18 protein-coding genes are annotated in these 16,211 nt (G+C 42.4%); 3 read left to right on the forward strand and 15 right to left on the reverse strand.

The annotated features are described in order from the left end of the window. Nucleotides 1-48 precede the first annotated feature (48 nt). The gene (locus tag L1F29_RS28190; protein WP_258385340.1) at nucleotides 49-1,386 is read left to right on the forward strand and encodes an outer membrane protein assembly factor BamB family protein; all 1,338 of its coding nucleotides are present in this window, start codon (nucleotides 49-51) and stop codon (nucleotides 1,384-1,386) included. Nucleotides 1,387-1,944: 558 nt separating this feature from the next. Beyond that, entirely contained in the window at nucleotides 1,945-2,505 is a 561-nt protein-coding gene (locus tag L1F29_RS28195; RefSeq protein ID WP_258385341.1) for a superoxide dismutase family protein, read from the forward strand. 287 nt (nucleotides 2,506-2,792) lie between these two features. Here the strand turns inward: L1F29_RS28195 and L1F29_RS28200 are convergent, their stop codons facing one another. The 14 genes from L1F29_RS28200 to L1F29_RS28260 form a co-directional block, all read right to left on the reverse strand. Next, nucleotides 2,793-3,398 carry a C40 family peptidase gene (locus L1F29_RS28200; protein ID WP_258385342.1) on the reverse strand — a complete coding sequence of 202 codons (606 nt, stop codon included), beginning with the start codon at nucleotides 3,396-3,398 and terminating at the stop codon, nucleotides 2,793-2,795. A 354-nt stretch (nucleotides 3,399-3,752) separates the two neighbouring features. Then, nucleotides 3,753-4,136 (reverse strand): methylglyoxalase, encoded by a 384-nt coding sequence (gene glxB, locus L1F29_RS28205; RefSeq protein WP_258385343.1) that lies wholly within the window; start codon nucleotides 4,134-4,136, stop codon nucleotides 3,753-3,755. A 101-nt stretch (nucleotides 4,137-4,237) separates the two neighbouring features. Continuing rightward, complete coding sequence (locus tag L1F29_RS28210) at nucleotides 4,238-4,516, reverse strand: ArsR/SmtB family transcription factor (RefSeq protein ID WP_258389831.1); 279 nt, start codon at nucleotides 4,514-4,516, stop codon at nucleotides 4,238-4,240. Between the two features lie 267 nt (nucleotides 4,517-4,783). Next, nucleotides 4,784-5,647 carry an arylamine N-acetyltransferase family protein gene (locus L1F29_RS28215; RefSeq protein WP_258385344.1) on the reverse strand — a complete coding sequence of 288 codons (864 nt, stop codon included), beginning with the start codon at nucleotides 5,645-5,647 and terminating at the stop codon, nucleotides 4,784-4,786. A 444-nt stretch (nucleotides 5,648-6,091) separates the two neighbouring features. Beyond that, nucleotides 6,092-6,679 carry a hypothetical protein gene (locus L1F29_RS28220; protein WP_258385345.1) on the reverse strand — a complete coding sequence of 196 codons (588 nt, stop codon included), beginning with the start codon at nucleotides 6,677-6,679 and terminating at the stop codon, nucleotides 6,092-6,094. 387 nt (nucleotides 6,680-7,066) lie between these two features. Next, complete coding sequence (locus tag L1F29_RS28225; protein WP_258385346.1) at nucleotides 7,067-8,179, reverse strand: VOC family protein; 1,113 nt, start codon at nucleotides 8,177-8,179, stop codon at nucleotides 7,067-7,069. Nucleotides 8,180-8,535: 356 nt separating this feature from the next. Continuing rightward, nucleotides 8,536-9,432, reverse strand: coding sequence for an AraC family transcriptional regulator (locus tag L1F29_RS28230; RefSeq protein ID WP_258385347.1), 897 nt, complete (start codon nucleotides 9,430-9,432; stop codon nucleotides 8,536-8,538). A gap of 295 nt (nucleotides 9,433-9,727) precedes the next feature. Continuing rightward, on the reverse strand, nucleotides 9,728-10,183 hold the full coding sequence (locus tag L1F29_RS28235) for a hypothetical protein (RefSeq protein WP_258385348.1): 456 nt from the start codon (nucleotides 10,181-10,183) through the stop codon (nucleotides 9,728-9,730). A gap of 369 nt (nucleotides 10,184-10,552) precedes the next feature. After that, on the reverse strand, nucleotides 10,553-10,885 hold the full coding sequence (locus L1F29_RS28240; RefSeq protein WP_373876570.1) for a DUF3139 domain-containing protein: 333 nt from the start codon (nucleotides 10,883-10,885) through the stop codon (nucleotides 10,553-10,555). Continuing rightward, nucleotides 10,794-10,991 carry a DUF3977 family protein gene (locus L1F29_RS34545; protein ID WP_373876441.1) on the reverse strand — a complete coding sequence of 66 codons (198 nt, stop codon included), beginning with the start codon at nucleotides 10,989-10,991 and terminating at the stop codon, nucleotides 10,794-10,796. Before L1F29_RS34545 ends, L1F29_RS28240 begins: the two co-directional genes overlap by 92 nt. Before the next feature lie 239 nt (nucleotides 10,992-11,230). Beyond that, nucleotides 11,231-11,806, reverse strand: a complete 576-nt coding sequence (locus L1F29_RS28245) for a DUF3995 domain-containing protein (RefSeq protein ID WP_258385350.1) — start codon at nucleotides 11,804-11,806, stop codon at nucleotides 11,231-11,233. Nucleotides 11,807-12,002: 196 nt separating this feature from the next. Beyond that, the gene (locus tag L1F29_RS28250; protein ID WP_258385351.1) at nucleotides 12,003-12,449 is read right to left on the reverse strand and encodes a DUF6843 domain-containing protein; all 447 of its coding nucleotides are present in this window, start codon (nucleotides 12,447-12,449) and stop codon (nucleotides 12,003-12,005) included. Between the two features lie 282 nt (nucleotides 12,450-12,731). After that, a complete protein-coding gene (locus tag L1F29_RS28255) occupies nucleotides 12,732-13,598 on the reverse strand; it encodes an aminoglycoside phosphotransferase family protein (protein WP_258385352.1) in 867 nt (288 codons plus the stop codon). A 294-nt stretch (nucleotides 13,599-13,892) separates the two neighbouring features. Then, entirely contained in the window at nucleotides 13,893-14,843 is a 951-nt protein-coding gene (locus L1F29_RS28260; RefSeq protein WP_258385353.1) for a GNAT family protein, read from the reverse strand. Nucleotides 14,844-14,983: 140 nt separating this feature from the next. Between L1F29_RS28260 and L1F29_RS28265 the strand changes: the two genes are divergently transcribed. Beyond that, complete coding sequence (locus L1F29_RS28265) at nucleotides 14,984-15,298, forward strand: hypothetical protein (protein WP_258385354.1); 315 nt, start codon at nucleotides 14,984-14,986, stop codon at nucleotides 15,296-15,298. On the opposite strand, the gene L1F29_RS28270 is transcribed toward L1F29_RS28265, so the two are convergent. Then, nucleotides 15,241-16,032 (reverse strand): CPBP family intramembrane glutamic endopeptidase, encoded by a 792-nt coding sequence (locus L1F29_RS28270; RefSeq protein ID WP_258385355.1) that lies wholly within the window; start codon nucleotides 16,030-16,032, stop codon nucleotides 15,241-15,243. The two genes, L1F29_RS28265 and L1F29_RS28270, sit on opposite strands and share 58 nt — an antisense overlap. Nucleotides 16,033-16,211 lie beyond the last annotated feature (179 nt).

Raw genomic sequence — 16,211 nt, forward strand, 5'->3', positions numbered from 1 at the left:
TTGAAACAGGTTCTCCAAGGCAACTAAAATATTATAAGGAAGATGACCATGAAAGAACTAGAGAAAAGCGATTTGAAACAAAAACTCTTTGGGGGCAAACGCCGGATATTAAGTATATTCTTGTTGGGATGTTTGCTAGGAGCATGCCTACTATCATGGTTTGGATTACTAGACAACGATATGCCCGTTTTAGCAGGACCAAAAAAGGTTTCTCAAAATCCAGTTATTTATCTTAGGGAGACCTATGCCTCAACTGATGTCAATGTTGTCGCATACTCCCATCAGACGGGGGAAGAGCTTTGGACGAAGAGTAGTCAATATACCCATACAGATTATTTACAACGGAGTAATGGTCTGAGTTATGTACTAGATGGAGAGGTGATCTACTACATCTCTAAATGTAAGTTATATTCCGTTAATGCTACTACTGGTCAGACAATCTGGGAGCAAGATCTCTATCGAAATGGCCAAACGTTTTGTTATGGCAAAGTACTCCTTGATAAAGCCTTCAATCGGATATATGTTGTGGGAACTGTAAGCACCGAAGCGATCCAAGAAATCCCCACGGAGCCAGGAGAAATGCCATTAAGACAATTGCCCTCAACTTCTGAACCAAGGCTTCTAGCCTTCCAAACAAGCACGGGAAATCAGCTTTGGCAGAACAATACCATTGGGTATTCTGTCTTTGAAGGCATGTTTATTAGTATGGCCCCCTTTGTGGTGAACAATGGATTCATTTATACAACCCAATCCCCTTTTAATACTACTGCTGATGATCGGAAACTTATTGCTATAAGTGGAGAAAACGGAGCGATTCTCTGGAAAGATAAACGAGTTGATGAAGAAATACAATCCCTAGAGGCTGTCAATGGAGTGGTATATACATTGACGGCAGAATTAAGCGAAGATCGGGAGCATTTTGAGCGTTTCACACTTGCAGCACTGCAAAATGGGAAGGCGATCTGGTCACGTCCTTTTAAAACAGTGGCTCAGAGTTCCCTTATGATTGCAAATAACCGGATCTTTGCTCAATCATTTTTACTACAAAAAGATGGAAGCTATCGCGTCCAATTGCATGGCTACAATATCACCACAGGCAAGGAAGAGGTTTCTCGAGATCTCGGTTCGGCTGGAAGTACGGCTTCTTCCGCGATGCAAACCGATCACACCTCTATCTATATGACTTTTGATCGACAACATATAAAAGCAATTGAAACAGAAACCGGAAATGTACTTTGGACATCAGCCCATTTTGAGAACATCGGAAATGTATTGGTGGAAGGAGACAAAATCATCTTCCTAATGAGAACGAAAACCAGAGAGACGTTTCTAGTCGCCCTTGATAGCACAACAGGGCAAACAGCTTGGCAGCAACCCTTACCTTAATCCTTAATAACTTTTTTGGGCAGTGTTCATCTGAACCTGTCCTTTTCTGACGATTCATTGAAAAAGTCCCCCTCTCTATTCAGTATTTGGATAGATCATGGTAACTTTTGATATTTTGAATTCACCAATCACAGTTTTACCGTTAACATCGTATAAAGGGATTGTGCGGCTTGCCGGAGTGTTATGTTGTTGTTCCAATGCTTCAGTAGGATTCTCGGCATCTTACCGTCTAGATCTGTTTTCAGCACATACCCCTCTATACCGTCCACACCAAATGCTTTTATTAATATCGAGAGCCACGACCCCTTGCAGATCAAAGAGAGAGACTTGTCGGGAATGAGTCTAGTTCTTGTCAACTTCGGAAATGGGATCAAGTTCTTATCATTGAGATAGTTCTTGTCACCCGATAACCCTCGCCCCCAAAAGGACGAAAGACTTCAATTGAAGAATGCTCTGAATTGTACTCTACTCTGCCAGTAATCTTTCTTAGGGATAAATCAAATATCTTCCGGGCATACTTCCGTACGACACGGTAAATTTAATTGGAGAGTGTTAGGGATGAACAAAAAGATGCATTTTACGGCAGCAGTCCTGCTGTTTATTGGTACAGCGCTTTCCGGTTGCGGTGCGTCGGCGGAAACATTGGCCAAGATGGAAGCGGAGGGATCAGGAATGATCCGTATCGGCATCATCAACACCAAAGGCGAGACAATCGGGTTGGCGAGACTGACTGAGCAGGTAGACGGCGTACATATCAAAATCGAAGCATCCAAGCTGTCGCCAGGAAAGCATGGCTTCCATGTCCATGAGTACGGTTTGTGTGAAGGACCGGATTTCAAAACGGCGGGTGCTCACCTGAATCCGGAAGGTCGTCAGCACGGTTTCTTAAATTCGAAAGGATCGCATGATGGAGATCTACCGAACCTTGAAGTAGGACCGGAAGGAACTGCGAAAGCGGAATTCGTTGACAATAGGATGACCCTTGCCAAGAGCAAGCCAAATTCCTTACTGAAACAAGGTGGCACATCGCTTGTCATTCATGAAGGGGCAGACGATTACAGAACCGATCCGGCCGGAAACTCCGGCGCACGGATTGCTTGCGGGGTTATTAAGCAATAACGAAAAATCCGATGGAAGCGGCACTCGCAGACATCGGATTTTTCTGCTTAACTCGAACCGGCTTATTTGAGAAAAGATTACCAACCAAGAATATTGAAGTTGTTCTGGAACTTCCAATTTGATGTGAACTTCGATATGAGATTACTGGAGTTTCGGCTCAAAACTAATAAACTTGACACCTAAACACCTTTCATTGTTTGGTAAAATGGAAATTGTCGAGATACATTGATCTTCATAAGTTCTTGTCACCCGACACCTCTTGTTGTTGTTGTGGCTTGCAGACCGATTTAGCCGGGGACCACTCTTCGGGCAAACAAATAATGCTCGTACCAATACTCCCCTTCCTTCTGGTCTTTATGGATATTGCTGATGATGACGCCGATTCCTTGTTCGTACGTATGTAGTATTTTTCCGTCCCCCATATAAATGCCCACGTGTCGTACTTTATTCAAGCCGGTCTCGTTCGGGAAGTCCTCATCGGAAAAAAACATGAGATCTCCTTTACGCAAATTGATAAACGAGATTTCTTCGCCTTGAACAGCCTGCTCTCTCGAGTTATACCCCAGCTCGATCCCCTGCTTGCCGTACAAATACTGCACATAGGAAGAACAATCGAACGCCTTGTCGTTAAATCGTTCCGCGCCGAAAACGTATGGCGTCCCCATATAACTAACCCCCTCGGCAATAATCGCGTCAGACGTCTTTTCCCATTCGGGCGCATCCACCGCTTCGTTTATTTTGAAAGGTTTCGTTTCTTGCACCGCATGAGGCCCGATCCCCTCCTTTTCACTGGCTTGAGGCTCTTTCTTGTACTGACAAGCCGATAAGACGCCAAAACCGCATGCGATCACGAGAAGCCAAACGGATGCACGCTTGTACATTTTACCTTTCATTCCTGTCGCCTCCTGTCGTAATAATGAATTATTTTGCGTCGGACATTCCGAAATATTCATTTGCGACATTAAACAAAAAAAAGCCGCGATAAACGCGGCTTGAATTCCCTTCCCTCACAGAAACCCCACGTCATGTTGAGACATGGGAGTGTGAATCGCTAAGGGCTAGATGGAGACGTACACAAGTGGAAGGATATGGGTGATGGATACCTCACCTCTGTTCCCGCATGCCCCGTTCTACTTCCCCAGCCACTGGCTCCTCCGTGTAACGAATTTCAAAACCATGGCCATCATCTGAAATAGCGGTTATTTCTACTCCCTTTTTCTTTTAAGTACCGATATTTCGTCAAAAAATCACTTCTGTATAATCTGAATAAGGTTGCCGCATGTATCGTCGAAGACAGCTATTGTGAGTTCACCCATTTTTGTCGGCCCCATAGTAAACTTCACGCCGTTTTCCAATAGTCGTTTGTACTCTTTATTAATATCTGCAACGCCAAACATTGTTGCTGGAATGCCATCGGCAGATATCTTCTTTTGATACTCTTTGGCTGCAGGGTGGTCATTCGGTTCGAGTAAAAGCTCGGTACCGTCTTGTTCATCAGGAGAAACAAGCGTTATCCACCTAAATTTTCCGACTGGAACGTCATGCTTTTTTACAAAGCCCAGCTTTTCTGTATAAAACTCCAATGCCTTGTCTTGATCTTGAACGAATATACTGGTAACAATAATTTTCATAATGTTTACTCCTCCTTTGATATTTGCGACGTTAGTACTCTGCTAACAATCTGGCTCCAATCAGAAAAACCTATACATTAATCAAATGTTTTTAATTAAGATTACTCTATCCATCCTTTCAGCAAATTTTTAAGTGGTTCGTTGTTGAATATAACCACTCGAAATTTTCCCTTTTTTTCTGATTTTACGAGCCCTGCATTCTCCAAAGCAGCAATATGTTTAGCAATCGCCTGTCGCGAAATGGAAAGGTCGTGCTTCATAATGAGACGTACCGTAAGTTCATACAACGTCATCTCGTTGCGTTCGGATAGTTCGTCTAAAATAAGCCGCCGAGTCGAGTCGCCAAGTGCTTTAAATATAGCGTCTTTGTCCCCATTCATATACCGAGTATATGCAACCATGCGGTTGCTTGTCAAGTATAAGCAACTATGTGGTTGCTTGTTCGAGGAACCGTATTATGCAGCCTGAACAGAAATAGTTAGATAAGAAAACGGCAGCCCTATATGCTGGCTGCCGTTTCTTCTTGTTTATTGAGCTATCGTACCCGTTAGAGCATTGAAATAAGCGATATCCGGACGGTTAATACTACATCTCCTCTTCGTATCGCGGAGCCGTCGATGATTTTGGATTTATCCACGATCCCTAGTTTATTTCATATTCGTTTTTTTCCATTCTTCATGACTCCGGTAAACCCTTTTCCATAATGCGTCACGTTCAATAGAATCATAATCAACCAGTCGTTCGCCGAAAATATCACCTAATGCGTCAAGCCATTGTGTTTTGAATTGAAGCTCTGACTTAACTATACCACTACTGTTTCGCTCACTAAGCATACAGCCGCGAAGCTCAAAACTGCCGACCGCATTCCGTTGACGAACCAGGAACACATTCATCCATGGGGAATCTGCGGAGATGCTGTAATATTCATGATTCGTCCGAAATGTCCCCATATCATGTACAACCTCGGGAGCAACATCCACGCCAACAAAAGAAGCCGTTGGGTCATGTTCCAATCGCCATCCATTTGGGGCTACAGAAGAAGCAGCTACCTTGTACAGAAACGGTCCCTGTAAATACTCTCCAGCTTTCAAAGGTAATGGTTCATACGGCATGTCACCGAGACCAACATCTGCGATCCAAATCTCTTTTTCTCCCGCCTCATTCAATAGATTAACCGTCATTCCAACATGAAAACTGTTAATTCTGGGATCTTCACCCCTCGGTTGAACGCCAGCCCTATGCAAGAACACCTGATATCCTAAGGCACGAAGTAGGATGCTGAATGCCCCGTTCAAGTGGAAACAGTAACCGCTTCGTCCCCTGAGGATGTGCGCGATAGATGCATTTACATCAATGGATACCGATCTTCCGGCATAAATATCCACTGTCTCCCATGGCACGTTCGTCACATGAGCTCGGTGAAGCGCAAATAAAAATGAACGGGTAGGCGACTCTATGTCACAAATGCCAATCCGATGTAAATATGCTTTGATTTCCTCGGCCGTCAGCACATCTTATCCCCCCATTTATATTGGTTGTTTCTTAATTGGCATAGAAAAAAAAACACGCCTAGACCTAAGGTCCTGCGCGCTGGTATGTCGCAGGGTAGGCAGCGCTAAAAGCGTTACCCACCCCTTAGTACTAAGGAATGTGTTAACGCTACTCGTGATAATAATAGTCTTTGAATAATCGGATCACCATATGCATCCATCCTCAATCACAGCAATCTTGTGGTTATTATAACCCCAACCTTACATCGAAGACAATATGATGAATTAAGTTATCCTACCCGTTAGTTGAGAAAAAGGCAGCCGAATGTACGGCTGCCGGTTGAGGCGAATTAAGGTCGAACATGGCGATGATTACGACGTCGGCAACGTTATAGCGTTCGTAACCGATTGAACTTATAAAGAAAAAAATACCCATTCGTTAGGTGTCTTTGAGCTACTGCCGGACTAATCTTCTAGTACAATTTCGATACGCGCAAGGACACCAGCTGGATTATTGACGCTTCTGTTTGCATTTGACGGAAAGTTAAAAGCGGCGATCACAATATCATTTGCACCTCTCCGAAGGAAACGCCTAATATTAAACGTTCTTCCCGTATTAAAGAATGAAGCATTGTCCTGCGGATTGTCGATAACTACCGACCGTCCATTTATTAAAACGATGGCAAAGTTATCAACGGACAGGAATAAGCTAGCTCTCTCAATATCGTTTCCAATCGTAAATCTTCTGGCGACCACAGCAGCAGGACCGTTAGGGTCATTTCTTCCCCAAACATACGATTCACCGGCTCGCGGCGCTACCCATGCCGGATTTCGCTCGATTTCAAGTGCATTTACCCAATTTCGATCCGTACTTATCCTCCTCGTTCTTTGACTAATAACAACCGGTTTTCGTGTATTCAATGATCTTTGTGCGGCAAGCATCATTCTCATTGCCTTTGCAACGCTACTCGCCCGGATTCCGTTATGTCTTCTAGGTGCTTGTAGTTGTTTGACCGTATTATTTGCCTTTCTTATGACTGTTCTTTTGTGCATTTCATGCTTCCTCCTTTTTTTTAAACGAATCCTTAACATATATATGAGTCCATGGATCTAATGGTTATGGACAAATGATTAGTCAAATCGCTCAATTTCCTCAAATGAAAATAGACCCCCGTTAAAACGGAGATCTGTCTCACATTTTGCTTGGTGACCATAGAATCAAACCTGCTACATACATACACGCAAACACAGGCACTTAATTCCCTACGTTAAACTGCCCGCTAGTTAAAGTAAACGGCAGCCGAATGTACGGCTGCCGTTGATTTCTTTTTTATTGAGCTACCGTTCCCGTTAGCGGAATGTTCTTGATTTGCCCCCCGACAAATGCGAATTTTCCGACTCTTTGAGTTCTACTACTATTTGCTGAACTTATCAGAGTTATTAATCTCGATAAACAATTGATTGGATTGTGTCATACCAGCCTTCACGGAGCAGAATTTGAAACGATCGGTCCGGATTTTGCTCACAAAATTGATCCAAGGCTTCCAGCAGCTGTTGTACTCCTTCAGGATCCATTTCGCGGATTTTGTTGTAGTCCATCATTTGTACAGTAGTTGCAGCCTCCTGAAGATGATGGCCTTGAAGAGACCCGAGATAATCATCTATCAGACGCTCCCCGGTATAATCGCAAAAGAGGAATCGTTCTTTCCAGTCATGGCTGTCTGCGCCTTCTCCCCTCCAGTGCACCATCGTCTGCCGCTCCCAAATATCCCACTTGTTCCCGTCTGGATCATACAATTGGATCTGGCGGCCACATCCTCCTCGATCATTAATTTGATGTGATACCTTTAATCCTTGTTCGATCATTTGTCTATGCAGTTTGGAAAGTCCATTCACTTCAAACATGACGAATGCCATATGCCGTATACTATCCGGTGCCGGGGTTTCGTGATTATATGTTTTGCGTTCCAGGGATCGAATAAAGTAGATTTCCTCTCCCGCCTCCGTCGTGGGTTGTCCCGCCTCATTCACTGGACCACTCAATGTTTCCTTATACCACTTATATGATGCCTCCGGATCACTTGCTGGGAAGAATAGAGCTGCCACTTTAATAAAAACAGGAACTCCTTGTCGAATCGGCTGTGTCTTGGTTTTGGGATCCTGCCATACTTGAAACTTGTGCCCCTGTGGATCTTCAAAACAGAACATAAGTCCTTTACCGTTCACATCTTCCAGCGGCTCAACTTCCACGCCAGTACTGGCTATTCGCTCGTACAGTTCCTTAATGCAATCCGTCTCATAGCGAAGTGAAAACATCTCATAGGTTTGCCCAGGAATCCATTCGTCTGTTATGAAAGTATTTGTCAAACCTTTCTTCTCTACTTCATTCATAAATATAGCCTGTTGTCGAGTACCAGTTCCCGTTCCAGTGAAAGTGTTTTCATACCACGGCCATACCAAGTCCTTCCCATTATCAACTGGCATATACAAGCAATCCAACCTTTTTAGCGCAACTTTCGTAGCTGGTTCCATAACCTTAACTGAATCGATCAATTCTTGTTCATTCCTTTCTAATGGTTTTATTTGATTTAGACACCACAGATCATGAAAGTAAATCCGTGCTTATGATTCGTAAACGTCGCTCACCGGAATGTAAATTCAAGTTTGAATTTCTTCTGTCGGTTTTCTCATTTCTCCCTTCAATTAATGGTATGCCCCCTTCTATTTTACCGAATGTATGTTCTCATGTAAATGATATCCTGTAAATATTATCCTGTCCGTTACTTCAATGAAAAAAGCAGACTGCCGCTGCAATCTGCTCCATTCCACTATCGTTCCTCGTTAGTTCAATAATTCTTTGCAATCTTTATTGATTCGATCAAGGCCCTTGATATAGTTGAATACCCAGGTCATTTAGTTTCTCCATGGATTTTTCTAATAGGAATCCAAATTTCCGTCTTGAAATCAGGCTTGCTAAAATCATAGCTTTCATACCAAAGCATTTCCGGTCCGCCTGTCATTTCATATCCGGATGTGGGAAACCATTCCGAAGAAATTCGAGCCCATGTATCCTGGGTTTCATTTGCGCGATTTTCGATCGTTGTGAACACAGCCCACGTGTAAGCTTCAACCGGCAATACATCAAATCTTGTTTTAAAACGATCGGGCATTTGTTCTTCCATAGCGATGCCCACATATAAATCCAGTTCGGTTCCCTCAGCATGCCTGTCATCAAAATTTGTATATACATTCAGTATGCCTTTCGGTTCCATCTTGGAGTATTCCGTTAATACGAGCAAATCCTCCTGTCTCAACTTTCTCCAAACATCAGCGGTATGCGGGTTCGGACCATTGTAAATTAAAGGAATTCTGCCTCCGGCACCCATAATATAAAAACTGCCTTTATCAACGATTCTATAATTCATCTCATATCCTCCTCGTAGTGTTAATTGGAAAGTCATGGGAGGAAACGTTTTTAACATAACAGCATCTTTGCGTGCATGTGATGGAACAATACCATGCATGGCTTGGAATGCCTTGCTGAAAGCATCTGGGGAATCATAACCAAGTTTGAATGCGATATCGATGACTTTTTCTTTGCCGGATTGTAATACACTTGCTGCATACGACAATTTTCTCTTGCGAATATATTCACTCAATGACATTCCAGCAAGGTATGAAAACATCCGTCTGAAATGATATTCGGAACAGCAGGCGATTCTCGATACGTGTTCGAAATTTATTTCATCGCATAAATGCTTTTCGATATACTGCATCGCTTCATTCAACTGCTTCATCGTATTCATTCCCATAACCTCCTTTCAAACACAATATAATGGATATTTACATAAAAAACCCGATAATCGAGATATGAGTTTTGTCTGTTTCTATTATATTGGCCATATCGATGCGATGAAGCATCAAAGTACCCTAACACAACCCCAGCCACAAGAATAATACTCATCGAGGTTAAGTTTCATTCCCTACTAGTTGAGGGAACAGACAGCCCATATGCTGGCTGCCGTTTACATTGTTCATTACGCTATCGTTTCCCGTTACTCAATGGCTAATCACAATATCACCTGTCAGTCAGTTTTACCTTTACAGTTTTTCAATCGCTGATTTGATTTGTTCATTAAGAAGTGGCTTTTCTTTTGATTTAGCCCAATAAATAGTGAGTATATTTCCTTTCTCATATAAAAAAGGATACGTTGTGAATTTGGCATTTTTCATTTCCTTATTAAATTCTTTGACACCGGATTTACGAGAAGCTTCTGTATTGAAAATATAAAAATAAACAAATTCAGGATCAGAATGATCTACAGTTGCTACATCTTCAACCGAATTCATTTCTGGAATAACATTATTCAATGTTGGTATTGTACCAGTCATCCCGAATGGTACTAGTTTTAAATTCTGTGATTCAAAAGCGTTAATAGCATCTTGAACACTATATTCATTTTCCTTGACATTTTCCTTGACATTTTTATCTTTAGAGCAACCAAATAATGCGATCATACATATCAAGATGATAATTCCTAACTTAGATTTCATCATAATTTCACCCCTTCAGAATTACCCTTATATTACCATGATTGGAACTATACTACCCGTTAGTTCAACAAAGAGTGGAGTAGCTGCAGCGGCAAATTGCTCCTTATTGAGCTTGATTTATCCCCCCTTTTTTAAAAGAAATACATTATATTAAATCCTCTGTCGAAATACTTCTGTTCAATCTCTATCATTGAGTTTCTTAGGTTTTGTAGAAAGACAATGCATTTTCTGCCATTTCCATAAGCATCTGAGCCTAAATGTAGCAACAGACCGTTGCGGCAGCCTGTTGCTAGTTGTTGTGCTATCGTTTCCTGAGTAAGAGGCTTCTAACGTTCTCCAACGTATTATTTTTTAATGAACAACGTATTTTGCTTAATTCGCAACAATATTTTTAAGATCTGAGTCGGTGATTCCTAATTGCTTACCTTCTTCTGTAATGTTATGGCTAAACTGCATTACGTCATTATGAGCAAAATATATGTACTCAACATACGGTTCATTTTCGAAGACAACAACCGTGTAAAATGACGGTAATTTAATACCCCAGATTCCTTTAACTGATTTAATTTCATTCTTCTTATAATGTTGTACATTCAAAAGATAGCTAGTTACTTTATTCGCATAAATTAATTTGTTTGCTTGGACGTAAAAGAAGGGCGTGATGAAAATTACTATTACTAATAAGATTAGTACCCATTTCAATATTTTCAATGCAACAGCCCCTTTTTAATTCTGTTTCCGTTCGGATCATCCAGGTATTCCCTATACCTACTTCGATATATTTCAACCACACTTGCCTTTTTCCTCGCATGAGTCTACCATTTTAATAGTTGGCACGCATAGGTATGTCTAAAGCGATGGGGATATACATTTGCTTCGATTTCTCCTCGATCTGCAAGCCGTTTCAAAGCCCACCTGATCTGCCTGCTGTTTTGAACTAGCGTTCTTCGATAGTTCAGTCATTGGTTTTCATCTCTGATCCTTTTCTAAAATCGAATCATATGTAATTCAGTTTAGTTAGTTAGAGTATATTTATTCGTTCTTGATTGCTTATGCAAATCGCACACCCATAATCCCAGTGATCAAGCCGACAATAACGCCGAATATGCAAGCCGCCAGCCAGATCTTTCTGCTATGCACTTCTTTCAAGAAACACCAACCTACAATGCCTAATAAAATCCCCTCGATCAAAAACCACGGTTCAAAGAGCATTAGATCCCACAACACATAGGCATCTTCGTGGATGTGAAATGATCCCGACTCCAAACCAACTACCCCACTGATTTGAAGTATTCGATAAACAATTCCAAAAATGCCGTGCGAAGCGGATAACGAACACCCTGCCCAAGATATAAATAACAACATATAACTAGAAACTCTGCCCTTATTCCAATAAATAAATGCAAGGCCAATGAGTCCGGCAACGGTTAGAAATACGGTTGCAATCCAATTAATAAATTCAAAATGGAGCGAATGTACTATATTAGGTTTTAGAATACCCCCACCCATTTTGCCACCTAATGCCCAATATAGGTGTGGAAGCATATAGGCAATGGACCAAATAAACACTGCGTAACCAGACCAAACCAGCAATTTTGTTTTCGATTGTTGTGTTTGCGAGTACATATCTATCGGAACACACCTCCTGTGACTCTTTCGTTCGAATACATTCTGCGCACTTCATATTATCCTCCCACTCAATTCTTTGCCGCTGCAATCTGCTCCATTCCACTATCGTGTCCCTTTAGTATAATAAAGCCACCTCATTGGCGGATTTCAACAGTGTTGCACTCTCGGTGTATTTGACTTAATCTAAGGTCTTTCATCTAGGTTTGATATCTTCCCATTGCTCTTTTGTCCCGACAAAAAAACGCAGTTTCTCAGGTATCTCCTCTGTTGTTCCATTCGCATACCCAATTCCTCCAGATGAAGTTCCTAAACCATGTATCATTTCCACAATATCAGTAAGCTCTGTTTTTGTTCCATTGTTATCAACATAATAATAAATCATGGGGCCTGAAATGTTTCTGCTTGAGGTTTTAATTTTTCCAGAGGGAGGGACTTCATAAACAATGTAATTCCCTTCATGTTTCAACGCAGAATATTCAGGTTGATCAAATACAACTTCTATCCACCCTGTATAATCCTTTGGTAATAAAAACTTATGAGATGACTTCTCTGATATGCTGGAAAAAATAATACCGATCCCTATCACGAGACAGGTAGTTACTATCACAGCGAAGATACCAAGAACCCATTTCATTTTCATAAACATCCCCCTATTTGTTAAAATAATTTTAAAAAATTACTTACCTTATTCCCCCTTTAGGTTCTGGTATATTTAGACGAGTAGTATCTTGAAAGGTTCCAATTTCAGCCAATTTTCCCGTTAGCTCAATCGGCAAGGAGACTAATACAATATTTTGTGTAGATGTAAGAAGGATCCGCCGCGGCGGATCCTTCTGCTGTGCAGCTCGGTTTCTTTTAGTTCGAAAGATTTCCTGCGAAAAAGATCCCCCATATTGTAGTTATCAGAGATCTCGTAATCGACTTACTGGTCATCGCTGAGTTGCAAACGTTTGAGCTCGACGCTGATACCTTTAATGATGCCGTCGAACCACGATTTGCCTTGAGGGACCCATTTCCGGGCTGCCTGTCCGAACCAAGCGATATGAAGAAAGTGGTATAGTTGTATGATCCCTATCGGGACGTGCCGCGATGGATCAATTCTGAGTGAAATTAGCAGAGTAGCAGTATCCAGCAATACTGGACCCCGTATTGGTCGCTGCCAGTCAAGGACTCGGTAACCGTTCGGTGTTACCAAGACATTTTCAGCCTTCAGGTCAGCATGGACGTATCCTGTTTGCGAGTTGAGCGCTTTCATTATCGGTGGGGCTTCACTCCATCGCTCGAGACAATTTATGAGTTCGTGATCCACTTGATGAAAACTGCCCTCGCTAATCAATGCCCGCATATCATCGAGAGCGATTTTAATATAAGCAAGCCAGCGGTCTTCTGTACGAATGTCCGCCATTGCCGGTAACTCTCCGCCGATCTCCGCGATCTGTTTCAAGAGATCAGCGGCTATTTCAAGGATTTCTGTTTCTTCTAGGTGGATGTCATTCAACCTGGGCGCATTGACATCCTCCATGATCATCGCAGTCGTCCCGCATTGTTCCTCGAGTAAGCGTACAGGTACTAATAACTCCGAACGAGCATGAGTGTAAAAGTTAACCTCGAGCGTTGGCGGAGCCTGCACCTTGTAAATGTAACTGCTGCCAGCCGCGGTTCGAATGCGTTGGACACAGGATAGAGGCCACTCGTGAATAGTGGCTCGCTCCGATATCGGACTACCTAGTACAGCTGCAAGTTCGTTGTCTTCATGCAGCCATAATTCAAAATTAGGATGTCGGTGCATAACTCAAACCACTCCCCCAAATTACCGATTCTGAATTATTCGTGATGGAGTTAACTCTCCTGCCCTTTAGCTTAATAAAAAAAATGAGCAGCTGTCGCGGCAAACTGCTCCTTATTTCGTTCAACTAACGTGTTCCTCGTAAGTTCAATGCTCGATTGATAATAACCTCGGAGCTTGCCATCTTTTTTTCTCATATCTAACCCAATACTCGCACTAGCAATCGGCAGTCTACGGAAATTTTTCCGAAGTAAAATGGTAAGATCGAATGTGTTACAGAGAACACCTCCACGATACTCACTCTCCCATATGGCATTGTTCGGATTTCAGTATTTTTTCTAATCTCACTTCGCTGTAATTTGGTCGCCAGCCCAATTTTCTGTTTACTGCCTCCATTGGCCCATTGGTATCACGAGTGGAAGTAAGAATGCCTTTGTATCCCATCCTTTTCGCAAATTCAATCCCTTTGACTTTTAAGGCTGTTGCTACCCCTTCCCCACGAAATTCTCTCAATGTTGCAGTTAGACCCTGTATTAAATTTTGGGGGTCGGAGGGCAATTTCATCAAATGACTATGTCCGATATATAATTGCCCCATCTTTGCAATAAAGTAAGCGTCTGGAATATTATCTTCGTGGGTCAACATTTGATCATTAGGAGATGATTGGGGTACAAGCGGCTCTGTTGGATAGTCGGCCCAAGTCATATTGTTAAGCGTATGTAATTTCGAAAAGTAATCTACATCAGAAACGAGTTCTTCTGCTAAGGTTGTAACCACGATACCTAGTGAGTTCAGCTTACTTTCAATTTCTACAAAAGGTGTAAGGTCTATATCTGCTAAAGGTAAATAAACATGCATCATTCTATGATTTTCAACAAATCCGAGTTTTTCGTAAATCTGCAATAATTGAATTTGATCATGAAACGTTCTTGCCTGTATCGCATAAGGTCCAATAATTTGAATATCATTGATGATTTTATTAAATAACATCTCCACAATCTCATAATCAGGATTAAATAATATTTCAACTTTGAGAATCAAGTGCGGTGATGTTCTTTGTTCCCATATTAAACCGTATCCAATAACACGTTCTTTTTCATTCGTTACTACGTACTTTCTAAGCATACGGCTATCCTGTAAATTAGAAACCAACGAAAAGGAACCTATTCTTTTGCCATACACAGAGTCACTAATACTAAAAACTTCTTCAAAATCCTTCTCAAGATATTCCCGAACAATAAATGACATGTGCACGTGTCCCCCTTGCTGAATTATTCTGCCCGTTAGAATTCCTTAATTTGGCATTTGAACAAAAACGAGCGCCTCTGTAAGATGGGGTTACGCACGAGGTCATTGCCTCAAAAAGCCCATCAGGAGGTCGCTCTACTATGAAGTTTAAAGCACAAGACATGCAAAATCAACTCATTGAAAACATTACCGTTCATTACCTGGTCGTCGGCGTAGACATTGCTCAAGAAGTCCATATGGCCCGCGCCGTTAGTTTTCGAGGAATTGCCCTCGGAACTCCGCTCGAATTCGGAAACCATTCTGAAGGGTTCCAGATATTCGAACGCTGGATCCAGGATCTGCCCAACACTTACAAACTGAGCAGCATCATGGTTGGCATGGTACCCACCGGCCACGCTTATATGATTTTCTTGCTGAGCGACTGCCTTATTCCATTTCTGGTACGAGCCGCATGAATGATTAACGTGCCTACGGCCACGATCGTACAAGCCAAAGCCAAGGTCACCATTGCATAGGCATCACCGCTCTCCTCCTTAAACCACAAGAGCATACCCAAATTAATCAAAGTATGCAGAGTGGTGGCCGTCGCCAACTTGTACCCCCTCGATCCGCGCAGCAATTCACCAAGAATAACCGAGATGGAGACCGCGGACAGGAGAAAGGCACCCGCATACAGCCAACCTTCGGCAAAAACACCGACATGCCAAACTCCCCACATAAGACCAACCACTACGGAAGAGGCGAGCACGCTGATACGGGTTTGCAAAACGGGCTGCAGGAACATGCGCCAGCCAATTTCTTCGCCAGCCGCTCCGATGAATTGGGCGACGATGATAAGCCAGAACGGATGCGATAAACTGGAAGGCGCCGAATAGTCGATTGTATGGGCGGAGATGCGATACCAAATAAGAGAGATGACGAATATCGCTAGGGCAAGCAGAATAGCTTCAACCAATCGACGAGGATCTGCATTAGAGGAAGCGCCGCCAGCCCCGGAGGATGACAGACTAAGGCTCCGCGATCGCGGGATTATTGATAGTACAGCGAACACGGCAATCGCCGGTCCGAACTGTGTAAGCTCAATGATCACCTCCGGGATTCCGATAGCAGGCTGCACAATCCCCAAGATTAGTGAAACGACTGAAGCTAAAACGTAATACACGATTATAATGAGCGATAGTTGACTCATAGCGATACTCTTAGACTGTAGCATTTTGAACATCCACCTTTTTTGGGAAATTAACCTATAGTTATTATAACTAGAGTTAATTTTAACTAAAATAGTCTGCGGTCTGAATCTTACCCGCCCTAAGTCCAGCACAGACAAGTGGGTGTTCAAGCTTCGTCAGTTACATTGATATAACATTC

It is taken from the genome of Paenibacillus spongiae, from assembly GCF_024734895.1.
Lineage (GTDB): Bacteria > Bacillota > Bacilli > Paenibacillales > Paenibacillaceae > Paenibacillus_Z > Paenibacillus_Z spongiae.

What these genes read in the sequence shown, in the direction of transcription:
- L1F29_RS28190 (WP_258385340.1), top strand. Translation starts at nt 49, where the DNA reads ATGAAAGAACTAGAGAAAAGCGATTTGAAACAAAAACTCTTTGGGGGC.
- L1F29_RS28195 (WP_258385341.1), top strand. Translation starts at nt 1,945, where the DNA reads ATGAACAAAAAGATGCATTTTACGGCAGCAGTCCTGCTGTTTATTGGT.
- L1F29_RS28200 (WP_258385342.1), bottom strand. Translation starts at nt 3,398, where the DNA reads ATGAAAGGTAAAATGTACAAGCGTGCATCCGTTTGGCTTCTCGTGATC.
- glxB (WP_258385343.1), bottom strand. Translation starts at nt 4,136, where the DNA reads ATGAAAATTATTGTTACCAGTATATTCGTTCAAGATCAAGACAAGGCA.
- L1F29_RS28210 (WP_258389831.1), bottom strand. Translation starts at nt 4,516, where the DNA reads ATGAATGGGGACAAAGACGCTATATTTAAAGCACTTGGCGACTCGACT.
- L1F29_RS28220 (WP_258385345.1), bottom strand. Translation starts at nt 6,679, where the DNA reads ATGCACAAAAGAACAGTCATAAGAAAGGCAAATAATACGGTCAAACAA.
- L1F29_RS28230 (WP_258385347.1), bottom strand. Translation starts at nt 9,432, where the DNA reads ATGAATACGATGAAGCAGTTGAATGAAGCGATGCAGTATATCGAAAAG.
- L1F29_RS28235 (WP_258385348.1), bottom strand. Translation starts at nt 10,183, where the DNA reads ATGATGAAATCTAAGTTAGGAATTATCATCTTGATATGTATGATCGCA.
- L1F29_RS34545 (WP_373876441.1), bottom strand. Translation starts at nt 10,991, where the DNA reads ATGCGAGGAAAAAGGCAAGTGTGGTTGAAATATATCGAAGTAGGTATA.
- L1F29_RS28245 (WP_258385350.1), bottom strand. Translation starts at nt 11,806, where the DNA reads ATGTACTCGCAAACACAACAATCGAAAACAAAATTGCTGGTTTGGTCT.
- L1F29_RS28250 (WP_258385351.1), bottom strand. Translation starts at nt 12,449, where the DNA reads ATGAAAATGAAATGGGTTCTTGGTATCTTCGCTGTGATAGTAACTACC.
- L1F29_RS28255 (WP_258385352.1), bottom strand. Translation starts at nt 13,598, where the DNA reads ATGCACCGACATCCTAATTTTGAATTATGGCTGCATGAAGACAACGAA.
- L1F29_RS28260 (WP_258385353.1), bottom strand. Translation starts at nt 14,843, where the DNA reads ATGTCATTTATTGTTCGGGAATATCTTGAGAAGGATTTTGAAGAAGTT.
- L1F29_RS28265 (WP_258385354.1), top strand. Translation starts at nt 14,984, where the DNA reads ATGAAGTTTAAAGCACAAGACATGCAAAATCAACTCATTGAAAACATT.
- L1F29_RS28270 (WP_258385355.1), bottom strand. Translation starts at nt 16,032, where the DNA reads ATGAGTCAACTATCGCTCATTATAATCGTGTATTACGTTTTAGCTTCA.